This window comes from Stenotrophomonas sp. YJH_SMC_27 (assembly GCF_059369815.1).
In genome coordinates this window covers 287,267-310,551 of the sequence record NZ_JCAFTA010000002.1, presented here as the reverse complement: position 1 = coordinate 310,551, position 23,285 = coordinate 287,267, and the positions used below count along the sequence as shown (strand labels likewise).

The window sequence follows — 23,285 nt, the reverse complement described above, 5'->3', positions numbered from 1 at the left end:
TCCACGCGTGGCGTGGATCTACCGGGGCAGGGTCCGTGCTTTGGCGTCAGGCTCCGCTGAAGGTATCCACCAGCAGCTTCACGTTCAGCACCACGATCACCAGCGCGATCACCCAGGCGATCGCGCCCAGCCAGCGCGGTGCCACCAGCGTCCCCATCGTCACTTTGTCGGTCACGATCCGCACCAGCGGGATGATCGCAAACGGCAGCTGCATCGACAGCACCACCTGGCTCAGCACCAGCAGCTTCACCGCGCCCTGGTCGCCGAACAGCAGGATCACCACCACCACCGGAATGATTGCCAGTGCGCGCGTGATCAGCCGCCGCAGCCACGGCGGCAGGCGCAGGTGCAGGAAACCTTCCATCACGATCTGGCCGGCCAGCGTGGCGGTCACCGTCGAATTCAGGCCCGACGCCAGCAGGGCCACCGCGAACAACGTCGCCGCCGCCCCCACGCCCAGCATCGGCGCCAGCAGCTGGTGCGCCTGCTCGATGTCTTCCACATCGAAACGGCCATTGGCATGGAACACCGCCGCCGCCAGGATCAGGATGCTGGCGTTGATGAACAGTGCCAGCGTCAGCGCGAGGGTGCTGTCGGTCACCGCCCAGCGCAGCGCGCTGCGACGGCCCTCGTCGGTGCGCGGATAGGCGCGGGTCTGCACGATGGAAGAATGCAGGTACAGGTTATGCGGCATAACCGTGGCGCCGATGATGCCGATGGCGATGTACAGCGCGTGCGGATCAGTCACTACCTGCGCGCGCGGAATGAATCCGCCCAGCACGTCCATCACCGGCGGTGCGGCCAGCGCGATCTGCACCATGAAGCAGGCGAAGATCACCATCAGCAGCGCGATCACGAAGGCTTCCAGCGCACGGAAGCCGCGGTTCATCAGCAGCAGGACCAGCAGCGTATCCAGCGCGGTGATCACCGCGCCCCACAGCAGCGGCAGGTCGAACAGCAGCTTCAATGCGATCGCGGTGCCGATCACCTCGGCCAGGTCGCAGGCGATGATCGCTGCCTCGCACAGCGCCCACAGCGCCAGGTTCACCGGCTTCGGGTACCGCGCGCGGCAGGCCTGCGCCAGATCCATGCCGGTGGCGATGCCCAGCCGTGCCGACAGCGCCTGCAGGATCACCGCCATCAGGTTGGAGATGAGGATGACCGACAGCAGCAGGTAGCCGAAGCGCGAACCGCCGGCGAGGTCGGTGGCCCAGTTGCCTGGGTCCATGTAGCCGACCGAGATCATGTAGCCCGGGCCGAGGAAGGCCAGCAGGCGGAACCACCAGTGCCCCTTGTCGGGTACCGCCACCGAGGCATTGAGCGCGCCCAGGCTGGCCGGGGTGGAGGCCGAAGGGTCGTGGGGCGCCAGGGTGTTCATGGGTCCGAATATAGCTCCTGCTATAGTCATTAGCAATGTGAAACAATCGTCTTTATCGCGTTGCTGGTCCAGAATTCAGTTTCAAACCCGGAGTAGACCGGAAGGACAGGCGCAGGCGTGGGCAAGACCGACGATTCGACATCGCTGAAAAGCACCCCCTTGATCGAGGCTGAGCGCCAGGTCGAGAGCTTCCGGCAAGTGCGCGAAGCGCACCGGATGGAGCTGGTGGAGGACTATGTCGAGCTGATCTCGGACCTGCTGGCCGACGGCGGCGAGGCCCGCCAGGTCGACATCGCCACCCGCCTGGGCGTGGCCCAGCCCACCGTGGCGAAGATGCTGCGGCGCCTGGCCCGCGATGGCTGGGTGGTGCAGCGACCGTACCGCGGCGTGTTCCTGACCCCGGAAGGCGAGGCGCTGGCCCATGCCAGCCGCCAGCGGCACCAGACCGTGGAGCGTTTCCTGCTGGCGCTGGGCGTGGACCCTGATACGGCACGGCGTGATGCGGAGGGTATCGAGCACCATGTGAGCGAGCAGACGCTGGCGCTGTTCGAGGCGTTCGTGCGCAAGGCCGAGGGCGAGGCGCCGTATCGGTAGCACCGGGCCATGCCCGGCGGGCGCGTCGCCTTGTTCATGCCTTTCGCCGGGCATGGCCCGGCGCTACCGTGGTTGGATGGCGCCGTTGGGGCAGCGGGCCTGTACCTGCGCGCACGCCCGTTTCGTCCATTCCTTCAACACCGGCTGCAGGCCTTGGTAACGCCGGCCTTGCCAGCCATTGGCCAGCACCGTGCCGTCGGCATCGATCAGTACCAGGTTCGGTGGTGCCAATCCGGCCAATGCCTGCAGTGCCGGCATGCGCGCAGCGCGGCGTGGGTCCAGTACCGGCCACGGCATATCCTGCGCGTGCATGTAGCGGCGTAGCGCGCTCTCGCTTTCATCCAGGCTGACGTACACCACTTCGGTATCGGCGCCGGCCTCGCGCAACGCGTCGCGCACGCTGCGCAAGGAGGGTACGAAGGCATGGCACGGTGCACACCAGTCGGCACCGAAGTACAGCGCCACCAGTTTCGGCGGCTGTGTCCATTGCATCGGTCGCAGGGAGCGCTGTTCCGGCCGCATCAGCGAGGCCGATACCTGCGCGTGCAGGTCCGCAGCCATCGCGGGTGCGGCCAGCAGCACGGCACAGGCCAGCAACAACGCTCGCTGCAGTTCAGAACGCATAGCGCAGGTTGACGTACCACGAACGCGCGAAGCGCGGCCCGTAGACATAGTCGCTGTCACGCAGCGCGCCCACTTCCAGATCTTTCTGGCGCTGATCGAACACGTTCTTGACACCCGCGGCCACCGACACTTCCTGCTGCGCCTGCGCGCCCAGATGGCGGTGCCAGCGAGCACCAAGATCGGTGACCAGGAAGGAACGCGTACGGTGCAGCTCGCCCAACCGGTTGTTCAGCACCGACATCGGTCCGGTATGGCGCAGCGCGACGAAGGTTTCCCACGGCTCGGCGGGCATCCAGCTGAGCTGCGCCAGGCCGGTCCAGCGCGGGGTCTTCAGGTAGTCGCGGCTTTCGATGATGGTGTCGCCACCGTCGCCGGTGTCGTCGAAGATGCGCTGCGGTTCGCGGAAGCGCGAGCGGTACCACGAGGCACCGGCGGTCAGGCGCCACTGCGGCGACGGCTGCCAGCCGAGGTTGGTTTCCGCCCCCAGCACGTTGGAGCCGGAGGCGTTGTAGCGCAGCTGGCTCAGTTGTCCGTCATCGCCGCGCTGGATCTCGCCCAGCGCGAAGGTGTCGCGGATGCGTGCATAGGAGGCGGTAGCATCCCAGCTCCACACTGGAATTGGCCGGGTCCGAGCGCCAGTCGAAGCCGAACAGGGTGGTCAACGCGCGCTCTTCCTTCAGGCCATCGGTGTTGCGCACGCGCACCTGCTCGCCACCCAGCGTATCGACGTGCACGTCCTCGACGAAGATCTCCGGTGCACGGAAGCCGGTGGCGATGCCGGCGCGCCATTTCAGGTTGGGCGTGGCCTGCCAGGCCAGGGCGATGCGCGGCGAGAACACCGCGCTGTCCAGTTCCGAGCTCTTGTCCACGCGTGCGCCCAGTACCAGGTCGACGTTGTCACGCAGGCTCCATTCGTCCTGGATGAAGGTGCCCAGGTTGTGGAAGGTCGCATCCTCCAGTACCGCAAGACGCTGCCCGTCACCGGTGCGGTTGTCGTCGCGCAGCGCCTCGTGCTTGTACTGCACGCCGAAGGCCAGCGCGTGCGCACCCAACCGCCAGTTCAACTGGCTGTCGATGTAGTGCAGCGGGTTGTGGGTGCGGCCGTACTGGCGCCACGAACGCGAGGCCGCGCTGCCGGCCACGTTGGGATCCAGCTGCGACGGGTCATGGCCGGGCGCGGACGGATCGGTAACGACGTCGCCCAGACCGCCATAGAAGCTGCCGCGGTCAATGTCGGCGAAGGCGTAGGCCAGGCGGAAATCGACGTCGGCATTGACTTCCTGGTCCCACGACACGCTGCCGCGCCGGTATTTCGTATCCAGCGATTCGGCGATGTTGGCCAGGTATTCGGGCTGGTCCAGGCGATTGCCGCCGCGGCGGGTTTCATCGGTCACCTGCAGGTCCAGGCGCAGCCGCGTTCCCGGCGTGGGCGCGTACCAGGCCTGCAGCCCGCCGACCTTGAGGTTCTTGCGGGTGATCTCGGTGTAGCCGTCACCGTTGTAGTCGATGCCGCTGTTCCAGTTGCGCTGGGCAATCACTGAAAGCCCGGCGTCTTTCGCCACCAGGTCCAGGCGCACGTCGGCATTCTTCTGCGGTGAGCCCTTCAGGACATCCACGCCGGCCTGCACATGGCCGCCGCTGCGCGCCGGCAGCGGCGGAATCAGGTTGATCACACCGGCCACCGCACCCGGGCCGTACAGCGCCGAGCCGCCGCCCTTGACCACTTCGATGCGGTCGACGAACCCGGCCGGGATCTGTTCCAGGCCGTACACGCTGCCCAGCGTGGACAACAGCGGGATGCCATCGAACAACAGCTGGTTGTAGGCACCGGGCAGGCCCAGCAGCTGTACTTCGCTGGTGTTGCAGTTCTGGCAGTTGCTTTCCACGCGCAGGCCGTTGATCAGCTCGGCGGCGCGCGAGAAGTCGGTGGCCGCGCGCAGCGCGATGTCTTCCTTGCGCAGCACTTCGGTGCGGATCGGGACATCGGATAGCAGGCGTTCGCTGCGGGTGGCGGTGCTGACCTTGACCTGCACGCGGTCCAGCTCGGTCGGCTTCGAGGTGGCGGCCAGTGCAGGCAGCGGCAGGGTCAGGGCAATGGCGGCGGCCAGGGGCAGCCGATGGAAGAGGGGCGTGGCAACGGGCATGAGGGCGTCGTCCTTGGGAGAAGAAAGGCGGCGAGGGCGACCTGGCTGACGCATATGAAAGCAGAGGCTTATTAATATAGCAATGGCTATATAACGAGGCCGAGGCCATTGCGCGTGGGGCACCAGTCGAGCCAGATCATGCGATTGTTATAACATTACATAATGCGACCACGCCCCTGCCGGTGGTCATGTCCATAGGATGGAGTTGCCGTGTAGGCGCGGTCGGATCGTCAGCCGCGGCGGAATGCGGCGGGGGTCCGGGCGCCGACGATGATCATGCGGATCATCGTGGAGATCTGTTCGACCAGTTCCGGATCCTTCTCCGGCGGCAGGTCCATGGCGGTGGCGCCCATCGCGAACACCAGCCGGGTGATGGCCTTGGCCACCAGTTCCGGGGCATGCAGCACGGCGCCGTCCAGTGCAGCCAGACGCACCAGGTCGTGCTGCAGCTCTTCTTCGAAATAGTGCAGTTCGCGTTCGACCGCATGCTTGAAGTCGTCCGAGCCGACCGCGCCTTCGCGCAGCAGCACGTGCAGCAGCTTGTCGTCGGCGCGCAGCTGTTCCATGAAGGTCTCCACGGAAACGCGCACCACGCTGGTGGCGGTAGACGTGGCGCGCTGGCGGGCCTCGCCGATGATGGTGCGCAGCGAGCGGCCGGCGGCGTCGATCAGCGCCACGGCCAGTTCGTCCATGTCGCGGAACTGCCGGTAGAAGCTGTTCGGCGCAATGCCGGCCTCACGTGCCACTTCGCGCAGGCTGAGCGTGGACAGGCTGCGGTGTGGCCCGATCAGCTTCAGGGCGGCGGCCAGCAGATCCTCGCGGCTCACCGTACGGCGGGCCGGGCTGTTGGCATCTTCAGGCGTCGACAAGGCGGTGGCGGCGGCCATGGGGGTTCCGGTGGGGCGAGGCTGAATCATACCCAATCCGGTTCAATATACACATGTATACACAGGTGTATGTGCGCCCGTATAGTGCGCCCATGAGCGCTGTCGTCCGTCCGTCCCTGTTCTCTCCGTACCGCTGGGTCTCGCCGTCGCTGTTCGATTTCTGGGCGGGCCAGCTCAATCCCCTGTGGACCCTGCGCGAGCCGGTGGCCCGACTGGTCCGGCGCGAGCCGGCCGGCGAGGGCGCGGCGACCCTGGTCCTGCGCCCCAACCGGCACTGGGCCGGCATGCGCGCCGGCCAGCACGTTACCCTGGGCGTCGAGATTGAGGGGCGCCTGTGGCAGCGCAGCTACAGCCCTACCGCACTGGGTCGGCGCGAGCTGGCGATCACCGTCAAGGCGATCAATGGCGGCCGGGTCAGCCAGCATCTGGTAAACCATGCACAGCCGGGCGAACTGTTCCGCCTCGATGCCGCCTTCGGCGAGTTCCATATGCCGGCCGCGGCGCCGGTGCTGCTGCTGGCTGCCGGCAGTGGCATCACGCCGATGCGCAGCCTGTTGCGCGACGCCTGCCAGCGCCCGCTGGCAGCACCGGTGGACCTGTTCTATTGGGAGCGCACCGCCGCCCATCTGCAGTTCCGTGATGAACTGCAGGCGCTGGCCGCGGCACATCCGAACCTGCGCGTGCATCTGCTGACCACCCGCGAGGGTGAGGCGCCGGCCGCGCGCATCGATACCCATGATCTGCAGGTGGCCGGCGATGACACGCCGCTGGCGCAGCGACATGTGTTGGCCTGCGGTCCGGATGGCTTCGTTGCCGCTGCGCGTGAACGCCTGGCGCACCAGGTGGCTGGCTTCCAGGCCGAAGCCTTCACCTCGCCGGCGCCACTGCGCGATGCCAGCAGCGAAGGCGAGGTGTCGCTGACGCTTGCGCGCAGTGGCCGCCAGCTGAGCGTGCCGCGAGGCCGCTCGCTGCTGGAAAGCCTGGAAGCGCATGGCATCAAGCCCAAGCACGGTTGCCGCATGGGCATCTGCAACACCTGCACCTGTGATCGCGTCAGTGGCGCCACCCGCCACCTTCGCACCGGCGACCTGCAGTCCGAATCGGCACAGCCGGTGCGGATCTGCGTGAGCGCACCGACCACCGACCTGACTCTGGATCTCTGAGGACGCCTGCCATGACCCGCGCTACCGACCGTGCCCTGAGCACCGCCGAGATGCATGCCTTCGGTGAGGAACTCGATGCGATCCGCGACCGTGTGATCGGCAGCCTCGGCGCCTCCGATACCCGCTACATCCGCCGTGTGGCTGCCGCCGTGCGATGGTTCGGCGTGGGTGGCCGTGGCCTGCTGTTCCTGGCAGCATTCTCGCCGCTGTTCTGGATGCCGCTGCTGTGGCCGGCCGCGATCACTGGCACGCTGCTGCTGGCGTTGTCGAAGATCCTGGAGAACATGGAGCTGGGCCACAACGTCATGCACGGCCAGTTCGACTGGACCGGCGACCCCAAGCTCAATGGCAACACCTACGAGTGGGATATCGTTGCCACCGCCGACAACTGGCGCAAGACCCACAATTTCCGCCACCACACCTATACCAACGTGCGTGGCATGGACGATGACATCGGCTACGGCCTGCTGCGCATCTTCCCGGAACAGCGCTGGAAGCCGTTCTACCTGCTGCAGCCGATCATCGCGCCGATCTTCGCGCTGCTGTTCCAGTGGGGCGTGGCCGCGCAGGACCTGCGCCTGGGCCGTTGGCTGAAGGGCCGCATCAGTGGCCGTGCGATGTGGATGCAGACCCGCCCGGTGGCGCGGAAAATGGCCCGCCAGGTGCTGAAGGACTACGTGTTCTTCCCGCTGCTGGCCGGCCCGTTCTTCCTCACCGTGATGCTGGGCAACATGGTGGCCAACGGCCTGCGCAACATCTGGACCTACGTGATCATCTTCTGCGGCCACTTCACCGCCGAGTCGGAAACCTTCCCGAAGGAATGCCTGCGCAATGAATCGCGCGGTCACTGGTACCTGCGCCAGCTGCGCGGTTCGTCCAACATCAGCGGCGGCTTCCTGATCAATGTGCTGTCGGGCAACCTCAGCCACCAGATCGAGCACCACTTCTACCCGGACCTGCCGGCCAACCGCTATGCGGCCATCGCCAAGGAAGTGAAGGAGATCTGCCGGCGCTACGGCCAGCATTACAACAACGGCTCGCTGCCGAAGCAGTTCGGCCAGGTGGTCTGGCGCATCCTGCGCCACGCTTTCCCGAGCAAGCCGCGCCGCCTGCCGATGCCGGACATCATGTCCGCACCGGCATCGGCCAACGCGGGCTGATCGACTCAGCCCGCCTTCGCCAGGGCCGCCTGTTCGCGGTCCAGGCGGCGCAGGAACACCTGCATTTCCTTGTGTGCCTGCTGGTCACCCTTGCTGCCGGCCACGCTCAAGCCGCGTTGCCATGCTTCGCGCGCCGCCTGCGGCTGGCCACTGGCCAGCCAGGCTTTGCCCAGCAGCTTCCACGCCGCGGAATACTGCGGATCAAGCACCACGCACCGGCCCAGATGGGTGGCCGCGCGCACCGGGTTGCCCGCATCCAGCCAACCCTTGCCCAGGCCGAAGCGCAGCAGCGCGCCGTCCTTGCCGTTGGCAAGCATGCATTCCAGGGCTTCGATGTTCATCCGCGCACCTCCACCAGCAGTTCGGTGGGGCCGGGCTGGAAGCGGCCACGATGGAACAGCAGCGGCGCGCCGCCGTTCTCGTGCACTTCGATGATGCGGCCAGCCAGCAGCAGATGATCACCCACCGGCCACTGTGCGTGGCGGGTACAGGTGAGGTGGGCGACCGCACCGGCGATGCGTGGTGGGGCATCCTCGTCATCATCCAGCAATGCCAGGCCGTCGAAGCGGTTGCGGACCTGCGGATCGGCAAAGCGCCGGGCCAGCGCTTCCTGGTCGGCCGCCAGCACGCTGATCGCAAAGCGGGTGGCGCGCTGGAAGGTGGACAGGCTCTGCGCATGCAACGCCAGGTTCCACAGCACCAGTGGCGGCTGCAATGACACCGGCACGAACGAATTGATGGTCAGGCCGATGGGTTTGCCCTGCGCATCGCGGGTGCAGACGATGGCCACGCCGGTAGGAAAGTGGCCGAGCAGCCGCCGCAGGGCCCGCGGCGGCATCTCGACCGACGGCACCGGGGCCGGGGCGGGGAAAACCCCCGCCCACGGCCCGGCGTACGGCAGCGTTTCGCCGCTCATGAGGCCCTGGCCTGGCGGTAGCGCCGGCCGACCTCGGCCCAGTTGATGATGTTGAAGAACGCACCGATGTAGTCCGGGCGACGGTTCTGGTAGTGCAGGTAGTAGGCGTGTTCCCAGACATCCAGTGCGAGGATCGGGGTGTTGCCCGACAGGCCCACGGCTGCACCCATCAGCGGGCTGTCCTGGTTGGCGCTGCTTTCCACCTGCAGGCGGCCATCGCGATCGCTGGTCAGCCAGGCCCAGCCGCTGCCGAAGCGGGTCTGCGCCGCCTTGGTGAAGGCCTCCTTGAAAGCATCGAAACCGCCGAGGTCACGGTCGATGGCGGCGGCCAGTTCGTCATCGGGTGCACCACCGTTGGTGCTGAGCACGGTCCAGAACAGGCTGTGGTTGGCGTGGCCGCCGCCGTTGTTGCGGATGGCGCCGCGCTGCGCCTCGGGCACGGCATCGAGGTTGGCGATCAGCGCCTCGACCGGCTGCTCGGCGATGCCGGCCTGCTCGATGGCGGCGTTGAGGTTGTTGACGTAGGCCTGGTGGTGCTTGCTGTGGTGGATGTCCATCGTGCGCGCATCGAAATGCGGCTCAAGGGCGTCGTAGGCGTAGGGGAGCGGGGGAAGCGAGTACGACATCGAAGCAATCTCCGTGGGGAAGGCCAGAGGGCTGGCCGTGGGGAGACTGTTATCGCACCTCAACATTGGTTGAGGTCAAGGGGCGGGATTGAGGTGCGTGCGCGTTCATCGCTTTGATTCTTCCTGCAGGACAGCACGAGCGAAATGGTAGTGCCGGCCGCTGGCCGGCATGCCGGCAAGGTCGGGTTGCCGGCCAGCGGCCGGCACTACCAGAACCCGCTTTTCGAACCTCACCGGCGCGCTGAAGTGCTGCCCGCGCTCGCAGGAAACGGTCCGGTGGCGGGGGGGAGGGGCTGGCCGGGACCGTTGGCGCCATGGATGGCGCCATCGAGCCCCCAAGGATGGGATTACGGCGTGTCCCGGCCAGCCCCTTCCCCCGCCACAACCGGTATCAACAAAGGCGCCGGCAGGCGAACCAGCCGCCGGCGTTTTCATCAACTCAACTCAACCAATCCTTGCAGGCGCCATCCACCTGCTCCCCGCACGCCTGCTGCATCCGCTGCTGCAACCGCGCCAGCGTCTCCGCGCCCTGGTGCTTGCCGCTCCACGCCTTCAACTGCCCGGCCAAGCGCTCGAAGCGTTGGCGGGTGCGCTGGTGGTAGCCCGACGGCTGTGCCTCCAGCTCGGCGATCAGCGAGGCGGTCGCCTGCTCGATGCGTGGTGCATCGTCCGGTGCCAGCTTCAGCAGGCCTTCCACATACAGCACGCCCCACTGCACGCGGGTGGCCGGGCCCTGCGCACCGTCGTAGGCACGCTTCAACCACTCCAGCGCACCGGCGGTGTCGCCGCGCTGCTCGGCCAGTTCGGCCAGCTCGGGCATGTAGTAGTACGGCTGTTCGCTGCGCTTCAGTTCCGCCAGCAACAGCGACTCGGCGCCTGCGTCGTCGCCGACCTGGCGTAGTGCGTAGACCGCGCTGCTGATCGTGGCCTGGCGCGCATGCGCATCGGTGGCGGCAGCGTCGGCAGCAGCCACGCGCTGCTTGACCCGATCAACCAGGGCCGCGGGCAATGCGCCCTTCGGCTGCTGCTGGCGGGCCAGCGACACTTCGGTCAACGCACGCGACAATGCGTCGTCGGCGCGGTCGCCGCGCTCGGCGTCTGCCCGCTCCAATGCCACCAGCAGCTGCTGTCCCAGCGTGTTGCTGGTGGCCGGCCCGGCACTGGCCTGCTTGACCAGCTGCACGCCTGCATAGCCCAGCAACTCACGGTTGCGGCGGACTTCGGCGGGCTGCGCCAGCACGGCCTGCAGCAGCTCGCGTACTTCGGTGGGCGAGGCATCGGGCTTTTCGGCCGTTGCCAAGGCCAGCAGGGCGAAGCGGCGCTGCAGGGCAGCGTCGGGTGCGGCCTTGGACAACTGGCGCAGCACATCCTCGCTGCTGCGCTCGCCGGCCAGGCGGTTGGCGTCCACTTCCCAGCCGTAGTCGCCCAGCACCTGCCAGTCTTCTGCGGCCAGTCGGTCCGGCGTTGCCAACGCGGTGGCCAAGGTGGCGGCAACAGCACTGCGGCGGCCTGCGGCGACGGTCAGTGCCCGGGTCAGTTCGGTGGCATCATTGCCGCCGGCCACGCGGGTGATTTCGTTGCGCTTTGGGTCCAGCACGATCAGGGTCGGATAGCCGCGTACGCCGAAGCGCTCACCCCAGGCTTGCGCACCTTCCTCGTCGCCATCCAGGTAGACGGGAACGAATTTGCTGGTCAGCGCGATGAAGGCCGGGTCCTTGAACAGGCCGGCCTTGAGCTGGTTGCACGGCGGGCACCAGACCGCGCCCCAGTACAGCAGCACCGGCTTGCCGCTGTCGGTGGCCTCGGCGAAGGCATCGTCCACATCGTCTTGGCGCCAAGCGATTGCCTTGGCCGGCGCGGGCACCTCGGCGGAGTTGGCGATGGAAACCGGGGCCGGGGTGCAGGCGCTCAGCGCCGAAGCCAGCAGCAACACGGAAAGCGCGACGCGCATCGGCGGCATCTCGAAGGGGGGACAGTCCATTGTAGGAATGGCCGGGGAGTGTGCTGATTCAGTTTGTTTATATCGGCCGTGCAGCGGGGCATGACACCCGCTGCCCTCAGGCGGCTGCCCGCACCATCTGCTGGTACACCAGCCCGTTGAACTCGCCGACATCACCATCCAGCACGAAGCCATAGCGCAGGTAGGTAGGCACTGCGTTGAGCGAGGCGCGCACGGTCAGCACCGGTGTGCGCAGGTGCGGCAGCACGGCTTCGAACAGGGCATGGCCGATGCCCTGGCCCTGGCAGGCGGGATCGACGAACAGCATCGCCAGGTGGCGGCCTTCCTTCAGCTCTACCACGCCGACGATGCGGCCATCCTGCTCCGCCACCAGGATGTGGTTGTCACCCTGCAGGCGTGCAGCGAACGCATCGGCGGCGGCGACACCGCCGAACGTAGCAATGCCGGCCGCGCTGAGCGAGGGCGCGACGGCCGCAGTGAATGCGGCCAGGCATACCGCGCTCATCGCGGGCAGGTCATCGATGTGGGCGGGGCGGATCCTCGGCATGCAGCGTTTTTCCTGTGGCGTGTGGCGTGTCATCGTCGCCGGTTGCCTGCACGCTAAGCTGGTCCCATGAGTGAATTCAATCTCGCCTACGATTCGTTGTTTCCGCAACAGGGACTGAGCCTGGGCCTGATGACGCCCGTTGCGGCGCATGGGCTGGCCGATCCGCGTGAGGCGCGACGTATCGCGCGACTGGCCGATGACCTGGGCTTTGCCGCGTTGTGGACGCGCGACGTGCCGCTGATGGTGCCGCAGGGTCCGGACGCGACAACGAGCGCGTTGGACGACCCGTTCCTGTGGCTGGGCATGCTGGCTGCGGCGACCGAGCGCATCGTGGTCGGCAGCGCGGCCATCGTGCTGCCATTGCGCCATCCGCTGCAGGTGGCGAAGTCGGCCTTGAGCCTGGACCGGATCAGCGACGGCCGCTTCGTGCTGGGCCTCGGGTCTGGCGATCGGCCGGAAGAGTTCGCGGCATTCGGCGAATACCTGGAGGGCAGGGCGGCGACGTTCCGTGAGCGCTGGACCTTGTTGCGCGCGGCGTTGTCACCGGAGGCTGAAGAAAGGGTCGCGGTAGTGCAAGCCACCGGTGGCTTCGACGTACTGCCGGCCCCGGCCACGCGCATTCCGATGCTGGTGGTGGGCACTGCGCGGCAGAGCCTGCAGTGGATCGCACGCGAAGCCGAAGGCTGGGCCACCTATCACCGCGAAGAGGCCGCGCAGGAAGGGCGCATCGGCCTGTGGCAACAGGCGCAGGCGCAAGGCGCTGGGCCAGGCAAGCCGTTCGTGCAGTCGATGCTGCTGGATCTGCAGGCCGATCCGCACGCACCGCCCGAGCCGCTGCCACTGGGCCTGAAGGTCGGCCGCGACGGCTTGCGTGACTACCTGCTGCGCGTGCATGCGCAGGGCGTGGGGCACGTGATGTTCAACCTGGTCGACAACGGGAGGCCGATGGACGCGGTGCTGCGCGAAATTGGAGAGCAGGTGCTGCCGGATGTGCTTCGGTAGGTGTCCACCTTGGTGGACACGCCGTGTTGCTGATGACGGTGCGCCCGCCGGGCATGGCCCGGCGCTACCTGCCGCGGCGTGCATCTGCGTATCATTTGCATTTGATATCCCGATGCCGGAGTCCCTTGTGACCCAACGTTCCCCCATGCACCCGACCGGACGCCTGTTCGCAGCGGTCGCTTTCATCGAGGCCGTAACCTGGGCCGGCCTGCTCATCGGCATGTGGATGAAGTATGGCCCCATGACCAACGTGGCGCTGGTGAAGCTGTTCGGGCCCCTGCACGGCGTGGCCTTCCTGGTGTACGTGGCGGTCACGCTGTTTGCGGCGGTGCGCCTGCGCTGGCCGTGGTGGGCCAGTGCCTTGGCCCTGCTGGCGGCCATCCCGCCGTTGGTGACGCTGCCGCTGGAGTGGTGGTTCAAGCGCCGTGGCCTGCTGGGCCTGCGTGCAATGCGCTGAACCCACTGTTGCATGCTCATTCAAGAGAATGGGTATCAAATGCAAATACGAGCCGTTATCATTTGAGGGTGGCATCCGGTCCTGAGTGGGGCGGGTGCCGGGCGGGGCGTGCAGACGCGCCCGGCCAATCCTTTCCTGTTACGGCTGGTGTTTCATGCACGCACGTCCCGTCGTTCCCGGCTTGCCGGCGCTGGTGTTGGCTGCCCTGATCGGCACCATGGCGATGATGTCCTTCGTCGCTGTGATCGGTCCGGTGGTCCGCATGCTCGGGCTGTCCGAGTGGCATGCCGGACTGTCGGTCACCGCCGCGGGCGTGTTGTGGATGCTGGCCGCGCGCCCCTGGGGCCAGCTCAGCGACCGCATCGGCCGCAAACGCGTGCTGATGCTGGCGATGAGCGCCTACACCGTGGTCTATATCGCGCTGGCGGTGTTCATCGATGTCGCCCTGCAGGCAGTGCCGCCGGTGCTGGTGTCAGTGCTGGTGCTGGTCGGTGCGCGTGGCCTGATCGGCCTGTTCTACGCGGCTGTGCCTCCTACCGCAGCGGCGCTGATCGCCGACAGGGCACCCACCGGACAGCGTGCAAAATTCCTCGCCCGCCTGGGCAGTGCCAACGCGCTGGGCATGGTGCTCGGCCCGGCCGCCGCGGGCTGGCTGGCCTATACGAACCTGTCGCTGGCGCTGTACGTGGCCGCGCTGCTTCCGTTGCTGGCACTGGCATTGCTGGCCTGGCGCCTGCCGGCTACACCGCCCGTGGTGGGCGCGTCCGCACAGCGCCGCACGCCGATGAGCCGCCTCGACGCGCGCCTGTGCCTGCCGCAGCTGGCAGCGTTCATCGCCATGGTCTCGGTGACCATCGCGCAGGTCACGGTCGGCTTCTTCGCAATTGATCGCCTGGGTCTGGATGCGGCGACCGGCGCGCGCATGGCCGGCATTGCACTCACCGCCGTTGGCGTCGGCCTGATCCTGGCGCAGGCGCTGGTGATGAAGCTGGAGGTGCATCCACGTCGCTGGATCGTCCTCGGCGCTCTCATTTCCGGCATCGGCTTCACTTCGGTGGTGGGCGTGCAGCAGGCCTGGCAATTGCCTGCGGCGTATGCGCTGGCTGCGTTCGGCATGGGCTTCGTATTCCCCTCGTTCCAGGCGCTGGCCGCCGATGCGGTAGAGGCGCACGAGCAGGGCGCCGCCGCAGGCACCGTGGCGGCCGCGCAAGGGCTGGGCATGGTGGCCGGGCCGATGCTCGGCACGCTGTTGTATCGCGGCGGGCCAAGCCTGCCTTACCTGCTGGTGGGCGCGCTGCTGCTGTTGCTGTGCGCGCTGGCCGCAGCGCATCGGATGAAGGAGACCCCATGAACGATTCCCTGATGCAGGGCACGTGGCCGGAGGCTGCGCCAGCACCACAGCAGAGCACCGACGACGCGCCGCTGTTCCTGCTGCAGCATGCCGGCCAGCACGTGCACGCCCGCGGTTGCCGCGCCACGTTGCCAGCCGGTGCACTGGCGACGTTGGCAGAACGCGTTTCGGAGTTCTTTGCCCAGCAGCGTGGCGGCCCGGGCCTGCTGGTTGGCGCGGTGCCGTTCGAGCCGCGTGCGGACGATGCGCTTTACCAGCCCGAGCGCCTGCTGCCGGTGCTGGCACTGCAGCCGCAGGCCGCACCGCCGCTGGACGGCGCCCTGCGTGCCGAACCTGTGCCGCAGGACTATGCCGCTGCAGTCGCTGCGGCAGTGCAGGCCTTGCGTGCGCCCGAGCAGAACCTGCATAAGGTGGTGCTGGCGCGCAGCCTGCTGGCACGCACCCGCCAGGTGCTTTCTCCGGACGTGCTGCTGGCACGTTTGGGCGCGGATCCGTCGGTGGCGACCTACGCGGTGCCGCTTCCGGTGGAGCTGGGCCAGGCGCCGGCCTGGCTGGTGGGCGCGACGCCGGAACTGCTGCTGCGCAAGCGAGGCGCCGAACTGTTGTCGCATCCGCTGGCCGGTTCCGCGCGGCGCAGTGCAGATGCCGCCGAGGACGAGCATGCGGCGCAGGCGCTGCTGGCCTCGACCAAGGACCACGACGAGCACCGCCACGTGGTCGAAGCCATCGTCGAAGGCCTGGCACCGTACTGCAGCCACATCGATGCACAGCCGCGCCCGGTGCTGCATGCCACCGCCAGCATGTGGCACCTCGGCACCCGCATCCACGCCACGCTGAAGGATCCGCAGACGTCAGCCGCCGAACTGCTGGCGCAGCTGCACCCTACGCCGGCGGTCTGCGGTACGCCGCGGTTGGCGGCGCTGCAGCGCATCCGCGAGCTGGAACCGGTGCCGCGTGGCTTCTATGCCGGCGCCGTGGGTTGGTTGGACGCGCAGGGTGACGGCGACTGGTACGTGGCGATCCGCTGCGCGCGCCTGCAGGGCACGCAGCTGCGCCTGTATGCCGGTGCCGGCATCGTCGCCGAGTCACACCCCGAGGCCGAGGTGGCCGAAACCGCAGCGAAGTTCGCTGCCCTGTTGAACGCGCTGGGTGTCCATGAATCCGCGCCCGCCATCGAGCCTGCCGCATGAGTACCTCCACTGACGCTTCCCGCCTGCCGCTGCAGCAGGTGTGGCCCGACACGCTGGTGGCGCGCTATCGCGAAGCCGGTCACTGGCGTGGCGAGACCTTCCCGGGTTTCCTGCGCGAGCGTGCAGAACGCTATGCCGATGACATCGCGGTGGTCGCCGGCGACGTACGCCTGAGCTATGCGCAGCTGTGGCATGAGGCAGGCCGCATCGGTGCGGGCCTGCTGGCGCTCGGCCTGCAACCTGGCGAACGGGTGCTGGTGCAGCTGGGCAATACCGCCGGGTTCATCGCCACGGTCTGCGGCCTGTTCCGCGCCGGCCTGGTGCCGGTGTATGCGTTGCCGGCGCACCGCATCACCGAGCTGGTCCACTTCGCCAACAAGGCGGAAGCCAGTGCCTACATCACCACCACACTGCACGATGGCTTCGATCATCGCGGGTTGGCAAGGGCGCTGCAGGCCGAAGTGCCGGCGGTTCGCCATGTGGTGATCGACGGCGATGCGGCGGAGTTCATCGCGCTGGAGGCACTGCAGGGCGATCGCAGCCAGCTGCCGTCCGATCCGGACCCGCAGTCGGTGGCGTTCCTGCAGATTTCCGGAGGCAGCACTGGGCTGTCCAAGCTGATTCCACGCACGCACGACGACTACATCTATTCGTTCCGTGCCAGCAATCAAATCTGCGGCATCGACCGCGACAGCGTCTATCTGGTCGCGCTGCCGGCCGCGCACAATTTCCCGATGAGCTCGCCCGGTTTCTTCGGCGCGTTGTACGCCGGCGCCCGCGTGGTGCTCAGCCCGGGCCCCGGCCCGGATGCGGCCTTCCCGCTGATCGCACGGGAGCGGGTGACCTGCTGTGGGCTGGTGCCGCCGCTGGCGTTGCTGTGGGCGCAGGCCGCCGCCACCAGCAGGCATGACCTGTCCAGCCTGCGGGTACTGCAGGTGGGCGGCGCCAAACTGGTGCCGGAAGCCGCACGACGGGTGATCGACGGCCTTGGCTGCACGCTGCAGCAGGTGTTCGGCATGGCCGAAGGCCTGGTCAACTACACACGGCTGGATGACCCGGAGGAACTGATCGTCGCCTGCCAGGGCCGGCCGATCAGTCCGGATGATGAAGTGCGCGTGGTCGATGACCATGACCAGCCGGTGGCCGAAGGCGAGGTAGGGCATCTGCTCACCCGTGGCCCGTACACCATCCGCGGCTACCACAACGATGCGGTGGCCAATGCGCGCTCGTTCACCGACGACGGCTTCTATCGTACCGGCGACCGTGTGCAGCAGCTGCCCGGTGGCTACCTGGTGGTACAGGGGCGTGCGGGTGACCACATCAACCGGGCGGGCGAGAAGATCTCTGCCGAAGAGATCGAGGATCACTTGCTGGCACATCCGGGCGTGTTCGATGCGGCCGTGGTCTCCATTCCCGACGAGTACTTGGGCGAGCGCAGCTGCGCCTTCGTGATTCCGCAGGGCGAGCCGTTCAAGGCACCGGCTCTGAAGTCCTGGATGCGCGGGCGCGGCCTGGCCGCATTCAAGGTGCCCGACCAGATCGTGTTCGTCGACAGCTTCGATACCACCGCGGTCGGCAAGATCAGCCGCCGCGAACTGCGCGCGCAGCTGCGTGCGCGTCATCTGCAACAGACAGGAGGAACGCGCTGATGGCGCTGCCCCGTATCACCGATTACCCCTTGCCGACTGCCGCTGAACTGCCGCAGGCGCGTGGCCCCTGGCGCCCCCGGCGCGATCGTGTCGCGCTGCTGGTGCACGACATGCAGCGTTACTTCCTGGCCGCATTCGACGCCGGCAAGGCGCCGCTGCGGCCGGCCGTGGACAACATCGCACGCCTGCTGGCGCATTGCCGCGCGCACGGCATTCCGGTGTTCTACACCGCTCAGCATGGCGACCAGGACCGCCGTGACCGTGGCCTTCAGGCTGACCTGTGGGGGCCGGGCATGCGCCGCAGCGCCGATCACGAACCCATCATCGAAGCACTGGCACCGCAGCCAGGGGAGCACGTGCTGGTGAAGCACCGCTACAGCGCGTTCCAGCGCAGCAACCTTGAAACGCTGATGCGGGTGCGCGGCCGTGACCAGCTGCTGGTGACGGGCGTGTACGCCCATATCGGCTGCACCGCGACCGTCGTCGAGGCCTTCCAGCGTGACATCGAGGCCTTCATCGCCGCCGATGCGGTGGCGGACTTCTCGCGTGCCGATCACGATCAAGCGCTGCACTGGATCGCGCGCACCTGTGGTGTGCCGATGACCACCGATCAGCTGCTGGAGGTGCTGTGATGGCTGCCACGGGTGAGGTGCTGGATCTGGAGCGGATGCGTGCCGATGTGGCGCGCGTGCTGGAGTGCACACCGGCCGAGATCGGTGACGACGACAACCTGATCGACCTGGACCTGGATTCGATGCGCATGCTCGGCCTGGTCCTGGCCTGGGGCAACACCGGCCTGCCGCTGGAGTTCTCGCAGTTGGCCGAACACACCACGCTGCGCCAGTGGTGGAACGTGGTGCAGGCGCTGCAGGCCGCGCAGAACGCATGAACGCCGCCGCGCTGGCCACGCCGGTGGCATTGACCGAGGCCCAAGCGGGACTGTGGTTCGCACAGCGGCTGGCACCGGACAACCCGTCATTCAATACCGCGCACGCGGTGTGGATCGATGGCCCGCTGGACGTGGCCGCGTTCGTCGCAGCGGCAGACCAGGCTGCAGGCGAGGCCCAGGCCTTAGCACTGCGCTTTGCTGAAGGGGCCGATGGCCAGCCGCTGCAGTGGCATGACCCCGCACACGTGCCGTTGCTTTCGGTGCGTGATGTGTCCACCGAGACGGATCCCGCCGCTGCGGCACGCAACCTGATGCACGCCGACCGGCTGAGCCCGGTCGATCCCACCCGCGACCGGATCAGCCAGCAGGTGCTGCTTGAACTGGGCGGGCAGCGTTGGGTCTGGTACCTGCGCGTGCATCACCTGGCGGCCGATGGTTACGGCATGGCGCTGTTCACTGATCGCGTGTGCGCGTTGTATGCCGGTCGTACGGGTGAGCCTCTGCCGGGGCTGGCGGGGGTGCTGGCCGACGATGCTGCTTATCGTGCCGACCCGCGCCGCACGCAGGCCGGGCAATGGTGGCGCGAGCACATGCAGGGTGCACCGGCGGGCATGGGCCTGGCCGGTACGCTCGCGGCCAGTGACGACGCGCTGCGCTGGGTGCAGCCGCTCGATGCGGCATTCCGTGAGCAGTTGCTGCAGGCATCGGTACGTTGGTTGCAGCCCTGGCCAGACGTGCTGGCCGCGTTGTCGGCCGAGTACCTGCGGCGGATGAGCGCGGCCGATGAAGTGGTGCTGGGCGTGCCCTACATGGGCCGGCTCGGCAACGCGTCGGCACGGGTACCGGCGATGGTGATGAATGTGTTGCCGCTGCGCGTGGCCGCCGGCGAGGGCAGCGTCGAATCCTTTACCCGCAGCCTGGGCCGGCAGCTCAGCCAAGGGCGCAAGCACGGCCGTTACCGAGGCGAGCAACTGCGCCGGGATCTGGGCCTGGTGGGCGCGCAGCAGCGCCTGCACGGTCCCATGGTGAATGTGCAGCCGTTCTACAAGCCGCTGGCGCTGACGGGCGTGCAGGCGACGCTGGAGGTGCTCTGCACCGGGCCGGTGGATGACCTGACGCTGGGCTTCCGTGGCGATGGCCAGCGTCTGCTGGATCTGGAGATCGAGGCCAATCCCGCGCTGTACAGTCGCGAGGATGTCGAGGCACACGCGGCACGGTTGCTGCATTTCGTGTCGGCGGCACTGCAGGCTGACGATATCGCAGCCGTGCCTCTGGCAACGCCCGAGGAGGCGCAGCAGGTGCTGCAGGAATTCAATGCCACCGCGCACGCGCTTCCTGAGACCACACTGGTTGAACTGCTGCAGCAGGGCATGGATCGGGACCCGCACGCGCCTGCGCTGGTGTTCGGCGACACTACGCTGGACTACGTAGCGCTGGAAGCGCGCAGTTTCGCGCTGGCGGCACAGCTGCGGGCGATGGATGTCGGCCCGGGCAGCGTGGTGGCGGTGGCATTGCCGCGCTCGCTGGAGCTGGTGACCGCGCTGGTCGCGGTGCTGCGCGCAGGCGCGGCCTACCTGCCGTTGGACCTTGCTCATCCGGACGAGCGCCTGGCGCGTATTCTCGCCTCGGCACAGCCGGTGTGCGTACTGGCTGCGGCGGACGTATCGGCGCGCGTGGCCGGCGTACCGGTGCTCGCGCCGGAGCAGTGGACTGCGCTGAGTTTTGCCGCACCGTGGGCCGATCCGGCACCTGACGATGCGGCCTACGTGATCTATACCTCCGGCTCGACCGGCGAGCCCAAGGGCGTGGTCATCGAACACCGTGCCATCGTCAACCGCCTGCTGTGGATGCGCGAGCACTACGACATCCGCGCCGATGACCGCGTGCTGCAGAAGACCCCGGCAACCTTCGATGTGTCGGTCTGGGAGTTCTTCCTGCCGCTGCTGTGCGGGGCCACGCTGGTGGTCGCCGGGCCGGACGCGCATCGCGATCCCACTGAACTGGCGCGGCTGATCCGCGAGCATGGCATCACCACGGCGCATTTCGTGCCATCGATGTTGGATGCCTTCCTCGCTGCACCGGCCTCCGAAGGGCTGCAGCTGCGACGGGTGTTCACCAGTGGCGAGGCGCTGGATGCTTCGTCCCGCGACCGCTTCCACGCGCGTGTGCACGCCGAGCTGCACAACCTGTATGGCCCGACCGAAGCTGCGGTGGACGTCAGCTACTGGCCGGCGTCGGCGCAGGATCGTTCGCGGCCGGTGCCGATCGGCTTCCCGGTCTGGAATACCCGACTTTACGTGCTGGACGCGCGGATGCAGCCGGTGCCGGTCGGGGTGGCCGGTGACCTTTATCTGGGCGGTGTGCAGCTGGCGCGCGGCTATCTCGGTCGCGAGGACCTGACCGCCGAGCGCTTCCTCGCCGATCCGTTCCTGCCTGGCGAACGCATCTATCGCACCGGCGACGTGGCGCGCTGGCGCGCCGATGGCGCGGTCGAGTACCTGGGCCGCAGCGACCATCAGGTGAAACTGCGCGGCCTGCGCATCGAGCTGGGCGAGATCGAGGCGGCACTGCGCGAGCTGCCTGGCATGGAGCGCGTGGAAGTACTGCTGCGCCAGGACGCGCCCGGCGATGCCCGGCTGGTGGCCTATGTGCCAAGCGCGCTTGCCGACCCCGTCATGCTGCGCAGCCACCTGGCCACGCGCGTGCCGGATTACATGGTGCCTTCGGCGTTTGTCGGCGTGGACTACTGGCCGGTGACCGCCAACGGCAAGCTCGACCGCAACGCATTGCCGAAGCCACCGCAACTTGAAGTTGCCGGCTTGGCGCCGCGCACGCCGTTGGAAGAGGAGCTGGCGTTGCTGTTCGCACAGGCGCTTGGGCGTGAGGCGCCGGTGGTGGTGGATGCGGACTTCTTCAGTCTCGGCGGTGACTCGCTGTCGGCGGTGCACCTGCTGCTGGCCATCGAGCAGCGCTGGCGCTGTGATCTGGGTCTGGGTGCCTTGTTTGCCCAGCCCACCGTGGCCGCGCTGGCAGTTCGCATTGCCGAGCCGCCCGCGCTGGCCGATCACGCACTGGGGCCGGTAATCGCGCTGGCCGCGACCGAAGCGGCCGGGTCCACGCCGCTGTTCGTGCTGCACCCGGCCGGTGGCATCGCCTGGAACTACCGCACCCTGGCCCGGGCACTGCAACCAGCCCGCCCGGTGTATGGCCTGCAGTCGCCGGCACTGGACGCGCGGCTGCCACTGCCGAGCAGCATCGAGGCGATGGCCAACGATTACGTACAGCGCGTGGTCGCACTACAGCCGAAGGGGCCGGTGCATCTGCTGGGCTGGTCGGTGGGCGGCATCCTGGCCCAGGCGATGGCGGTGCGGCTGCATGAGATCGGCCGCGACGTCGGAGAGCTGGTGCTGCTGGACGCCTATCCCAGCGAGTGCTGGCGGGCCGAGCCGGAACCCGATGCCATCGCTGCATTGCGGGCACTGCTGGCGATTGCCGGTCATGACCCGGATGCGCATCCGGAACTGGACAGCCGGGAACGCATTCTCGCGTTCCTGCGACGTGGTGGCAGTGCACTCGGCAGCTTGCCGGATGTGGTGCTCGATGGCGTGGTGCGCGCCGTGACCGGCACCAATCGACTGATCCGTGAACATATCCACCGGCCGTTCGATGGCACGCTGGTGCATGTGCGTGCGGGCCGGGATCACCAGGCGCGGCCACAGTTGCAGTCGGCGTTGTGGCGGGCACACGCGCGCAGGGTGCAGTCGTTGGAACTGCCGTTTCTGCATGCAGAACTGACCGGCCGCGATGCGGTGGCGCAGCTGGCGCCGTGGTTGTCGGCGCGGTTGCGCCAATGGGACGAGCAGCAGGAGATCGCAGCATGCAGTTGACCGGCTTTGAAGGCCGCGTGGCACTGGTGACCGGCGCTGCCGGCGGCATCGGCGAGGCACTGGTACGGTTTCTGGCCGTGGCCGGTTGCACCGTGGTGGCGACCGATCGCGAGGCGCCGCGCGTGTCAGATACCCGGGTGACGTCGTTTGCACTCGATGTAACCGACAGCGCCGCGGTGGACGCCCTGGTGGACCAGGTCGAGTCCAGCATCGGACCGATCATGTTGGCCGCCAGCGTGGCCGGCGTACTGCATGTGGGCGGTGTCACCGAGACCGGCGACGACGACTGGCGCCGTGTATTCGCGGTCAATGCCGATGGCGTGTTCCATGTCGGTCGTGCGCTGGCGCGGGTGATGTCACCGCGCCGGCAGGGCGCAATCGTTACCGTCAGCTCGAATGCGGCTGCCGTGCCGCGGCACGGCATGGCGGCGTATGCTGCGTCCAAGGCCGCCGCCACGATGTTCACCCGCTGCCTTGGGCTGGAGCTGGCGCCGTTGGGCATCCGCTGCAACATCGTCGCCCCGGGGTCCACGCTGACCCCGATGCAGACCGGCATGTGGCAGGACGAGCACGGCGCCGAACGGGTGATCGTCGGCAGCCTTGAGACCTACAAGGCCGGCATTCCACTGCGCAAACTCGCTACGCCGGAAGACATCGCGCAGTCGGTGATGTTCCTGCTCTCCGAGCAGGCCGGGCACGTAGCGATGAGCGACCTGTACGTGGACGGTGGCGCCACCCTGCGCGGCTGAGCCCCGACGGCCGCGGGCCGGCAGTGGTAGTGCCGGCCGCTGGCCGGCAACCCACAGCCCCGGTAGTGCCGGCCGCTGGCCGGCAACCTCATTCACCTTCAGACATCTCCCA

General features: G+C 67.8%; 20 protein-coding genes and 1 pseudogene. 12 read left to right on the top strand and 9 right to left on the bottom strand.

The window, feature by feature from the left end:
• Nucleotides 1-46 precede the first annotated feature (46 nt).
• Nucleotides 47-1,378 (bottom strand): Nramp family divalent metal transporter, encoded by a 1,332-nt coding sequence (locus tag AC5P7R_RS04960; RefSeq protein ID WP_478435870.1) that lies wholly within the window; start codon nucleotides 1,376-1,378, stop codon nucleotides 47-49.
• Between the two features lie 117 nt (nucleotides 1,379-1,495).
• Here AC5P7R_RS04960 and mntR point away from each other — a divergent pair, with 117 nt between their 5' ends.
• Complete coding sequence (gene mntR, locus AC5P7R_RS04955) at nucleotides 1,496-1,972, top strand: manganese-binding transcriptional regulator MntR (RefSeq protein ID WP_021204264.1); 477 nt, start codon at nucleotides 1,496-1,498, stop codon at nucleotides 1,970-1,972.
• Between the two features lie 63 nt (nucleotides 1,973-2,035).
• Here mntR and AC5P7R_RS04950 read toward each other — a convergent pair whose 3' ends face one another.
• From AC5P7R_RS04950 to fabR, 3 genes and pseudogenes are all read right to left on the bottom strand, one after another.
• Complete coding sequence (locus AC5P7R_RS04950; RefSeq protein WP_111102415.1) at nucleotides 2,036-2,596, bottom strand: thioredoxin-like domain-containing protein; 561 nt, start codon at nucleotides 2,594-2,596, stop codon at nucleotides 2,036-2,038.
• Nucleotides 2,586-4,740, bottom strand: a pseudogene (locus AC5P7R_RS04945) (TonB-dependent receptor plug domain-containing protein). Before AC5P7R_RS04945 ends, AC5P7R_RS04950 begins: the two are co-directional and overlap by 11 nt.
• A 230-nt stretch (nucleotides 4,741-4,970) precedes the next feature.
• Nucleotides 4,971-5,627 carry an HTH-type transcriptional repressor FabR gene (gene fabR / locus AC5P7R_RS04940; protein WP_005409961.1) on the bottom strand — a complete coding sequence of 219 codons (657 nt, stop codon included), beginning with the start codon at nucleotides 5,625-5,627 and terminating at the stop codon, nucleotides 4,971-4,973.
• Nucleotides 5,628-5,719: 92 nt separating this feature from the next.
• Here fabR and AC5P7R_RS04935 point away from each other — a divergent pair, with 92 nt between their 5' ends.
• Both AC5P7R_RS04935 and AC5P7R_RS04930 read left to right on the top strand, forming a co-directional pair.
• Nucleotides 5,720-6,790 carry a ferredoxin reductase gene (locus AC5P7R_RS04935; protein ID WP_227853824.1) on the top strand — a complete coding sequence of 357 codons (1,071 nt, stop codon included), beginning with the start codon at nucleotides 5,720-5,722 and terminating at the stop codon, nucleotides 6,788-6,790.
• Between the two features lie 11 nt (nucleotides 6,791-6,801).
• Nucleotides 6,802-7,950, top strand: coding sequence for a fatty acid desaturase family protein (locus tag AC5P7R_RS04930; protein ID WP_021204260.1), 1,149 nt, complete (start codon nucleotides 6,802-6,804; stop codon nucleotides 7,948-7,950).
• 5 nt (nucleotides 7,951-7,955) lie between these two features.
• On the opposite strand, the gene AC5P7R_RS04925 is transcribed toward AC5P7R_RS04930, so the two are convergent.
• The 5 genes from AC5P7R_RS04925 to AC5P7R_RS04905 all read right to left on the bottom strand — a co-directional run bounded on the left by AC5P7R_RS04925 (nucleotide 7,956) and on the right by AC5P7R_RS04905 (nucleotide 11,999).
• Nucleotides 7,956-8,291 carry a tetratricopeptide repeat protein gene (locus tag AC5P7R_RS04925; RefSeq protein WP_021204259.1) on the bottom strand — a complete coding sequence of 112 codons (336 nt, stop codon included), beginning with the start codon at nucleotides 8,289-8,291 and terminating at the stop codon, nucleotides 7,956-7,958.
• On the bottom strand, nucleotides 8,288-8,866 hold the full coding sequence (locus AC5P7R_RS04920; protein ID WP_021204258.1) for a flavin reductase family protein: 579 nt from the start codon (nucleotides 8,864-8,866) through the stop codon (nucleotides 8,288-8,290). Before AC5P7R_RS04920 ends, AC5P7R_RS04925 begins: the two co-directional genes overlap by 4 nt.
• Nucleotides 8,863-9,492, bottom strand: a complete 630-nt coding sequence (locus AC5P7R_RS04915) for a superoxide dismutase (protein ID WP_111102411.1) — start codon at nucleotides 9,490-9,492, stop codon at nucleotides 8,863-8,865. Before AC5P7R_RS04915 ends, AC5P7R_RS04920 begins: the two co-directional genes overlap by 4 nt.
• A gap of 439 nt (nucleotides 9,493-9,931) precedes the next feature.
• Nucleotides 9,932-11,452 carry a thioredoxin family protein gene (locus AC5P7R_RS04910; protein ID WP_227853849.1) on the bottom strand — a complete coding sequence of 507 codons (1,521 nt, stop codon included), beginning with the start codon at nucleotides 11,450-11,452 and terminating at the stop codon, nucleotides 9,932-9,934.
• Nucleotides 11,453-11,549: 97 nt separating this feature from the next.
• Nucleotides 11,550-11,999, bottom strand: coding sequence for a GNAT family N-acetyltransferase (locus AC5P7R_RS04905; protein ID WP_021204255.1), 450 nt, complete (start codon nucleotides 11,997-11,999; stop codon nucleotides 11,550-11,552).
• Between the two features lie 66 nt (nucleotides 12,000-12,065).
• On the opposite strand from AC5P7R_RS04905, the gene AC5P7R_RS04900 reads away from it, so the two are divergent.
• The 9 genes from AC5P7R_RS04900 to AC5P7R_RS04860 all read left to right on the top strand — a co-directional run bounded on the left by AC5P7R_RS04900 (nucleotide 12,066) and on the right by AC5P7R_RS04860 (nucleotide 23,173).
• The gene (locus tag AC5P7R_RS04900) at nucleotides 12,066-13,001 is read left to right on the top strand and encodes a TIGR03571 family LLM class oxidoreductase (protein ID WP_021204254.1); all 936 of its coding nucleotides are present in this window, start codon (nucleotides 12,066-12,068) and stop codon (nucleotides 12,999-13,001) included.
• 145 nt (nucleotides 13,002-13,146) lie between these two features.
• Entirely contained in the window at nucleotides 13,147-13,458 is a 312-nt protein-coding gene (locus AC5P7R_RS04895; RefSeq protein WP_010485221.1) for a DUF3817 domain-containing protein, read from the top strand.
• 154 nt (nucleotides 13,459-13,612) lie between these two features.
• Nucleotides 13,613-14,809, top strand: a complete 1,197-nt coding sequence (locus AC5P7R_RS04890; protein ID WP_478435869.1) for an MFS transporter — start codon at nucleotides 13,613-13,615, stop codon at nucleotides 14,807-14,809.
• Nucleotides 14,806-15,999 (top strand): isochorismate synthase, encoded by a 1,194-nt coding sequence (locus AC5P7R_RS04885; RefSeq protein WP_478435868.1) that lies wholly within the window; start codon nucleotides 14,806-14,808, stop codon nucleotides 15,997-15,999. Before AC5P7R_RS04890 ends, AC5P7R_RS04885 begins: the two co-directional genes overlap by 4 nt.
• Complete coding sequence (locus AC5P7R_RS04880; protein WP_134735869.1) at nucleotides 15,996-17,648, top strand: (2,3-dihydroxybenzoyl)adenylate synthase; 1,653 nt, start codon at nucleotides 15,996-15,998, stop codon at nucleotides 17,646-17,648. The genes AC5P7R_RS04885 and AC5P7R_RS04880 overlap by 4 nt, the downstream gene beginning before the upstream one ends.
• Nucleotides 17,648-18,280: an isochorismatase family protein gene (locus tag AC5P7R_RS04875; RefSeq protein ID WP_021204249.1), complete on the top strand. Its 633-nt coding sequence runs from the start codon at nucleotides 17,648-17,650 to the stop codon at nucleotides 18,278-18,280. Before AC5P7R_RS04880 ends, AC5P7R_RS04875 begins: the two co-directional genes overlap by 1 nt.
• On the top strand, nucleotides 18,280-18,537 hold the full coding sequence (locus AC5P7R_RS04870; protein ID WP_111102404.1) for a phosphopantetheine-binding protein: 258 nt from the start codon (nucleotides 18,280-18,282) through the stop codon (nucleotides 18,535-18,537). The genes AC5P7R_RS04875 and AC5P7R_RS04870 overlap by 1 nt, the downstream gene beginning before the upstream one ends.
• A complete protein-coding gene (locus tag AC5P7R_RS04865) occupies nucleotides 18,534-22,424 on the top strand; it encodes an enterobactin synthase subunit F (protein WP_478435867.1) in 3,891 nt (1,296 codons plus the stop codon). Before AC5P7R_RS04870 ends, AC5P7R_RS04865 begins: the two co-directional genes overlap by 4 nt.
• Complete coding sequence (locus AC5P7R_RS04860) at nucleotides 22,415-23,173, top strand: 2,3-dihydro-2,3-dihydroxybenzoate dehydrogenase (protein ID WP_111102402.1); 759 nt, start codon at nucleotides 22,415-22,417, stop codon at nucleotides 23,171-23,173. The genes AC5P7R_RS04865 and AC5P7R_RS04860 overlap by 10 nt, the downstream gene beginning before the upstream one ends.
• Nucleotides 23,174-23,285: the final 112 nt, after the last annotated feature.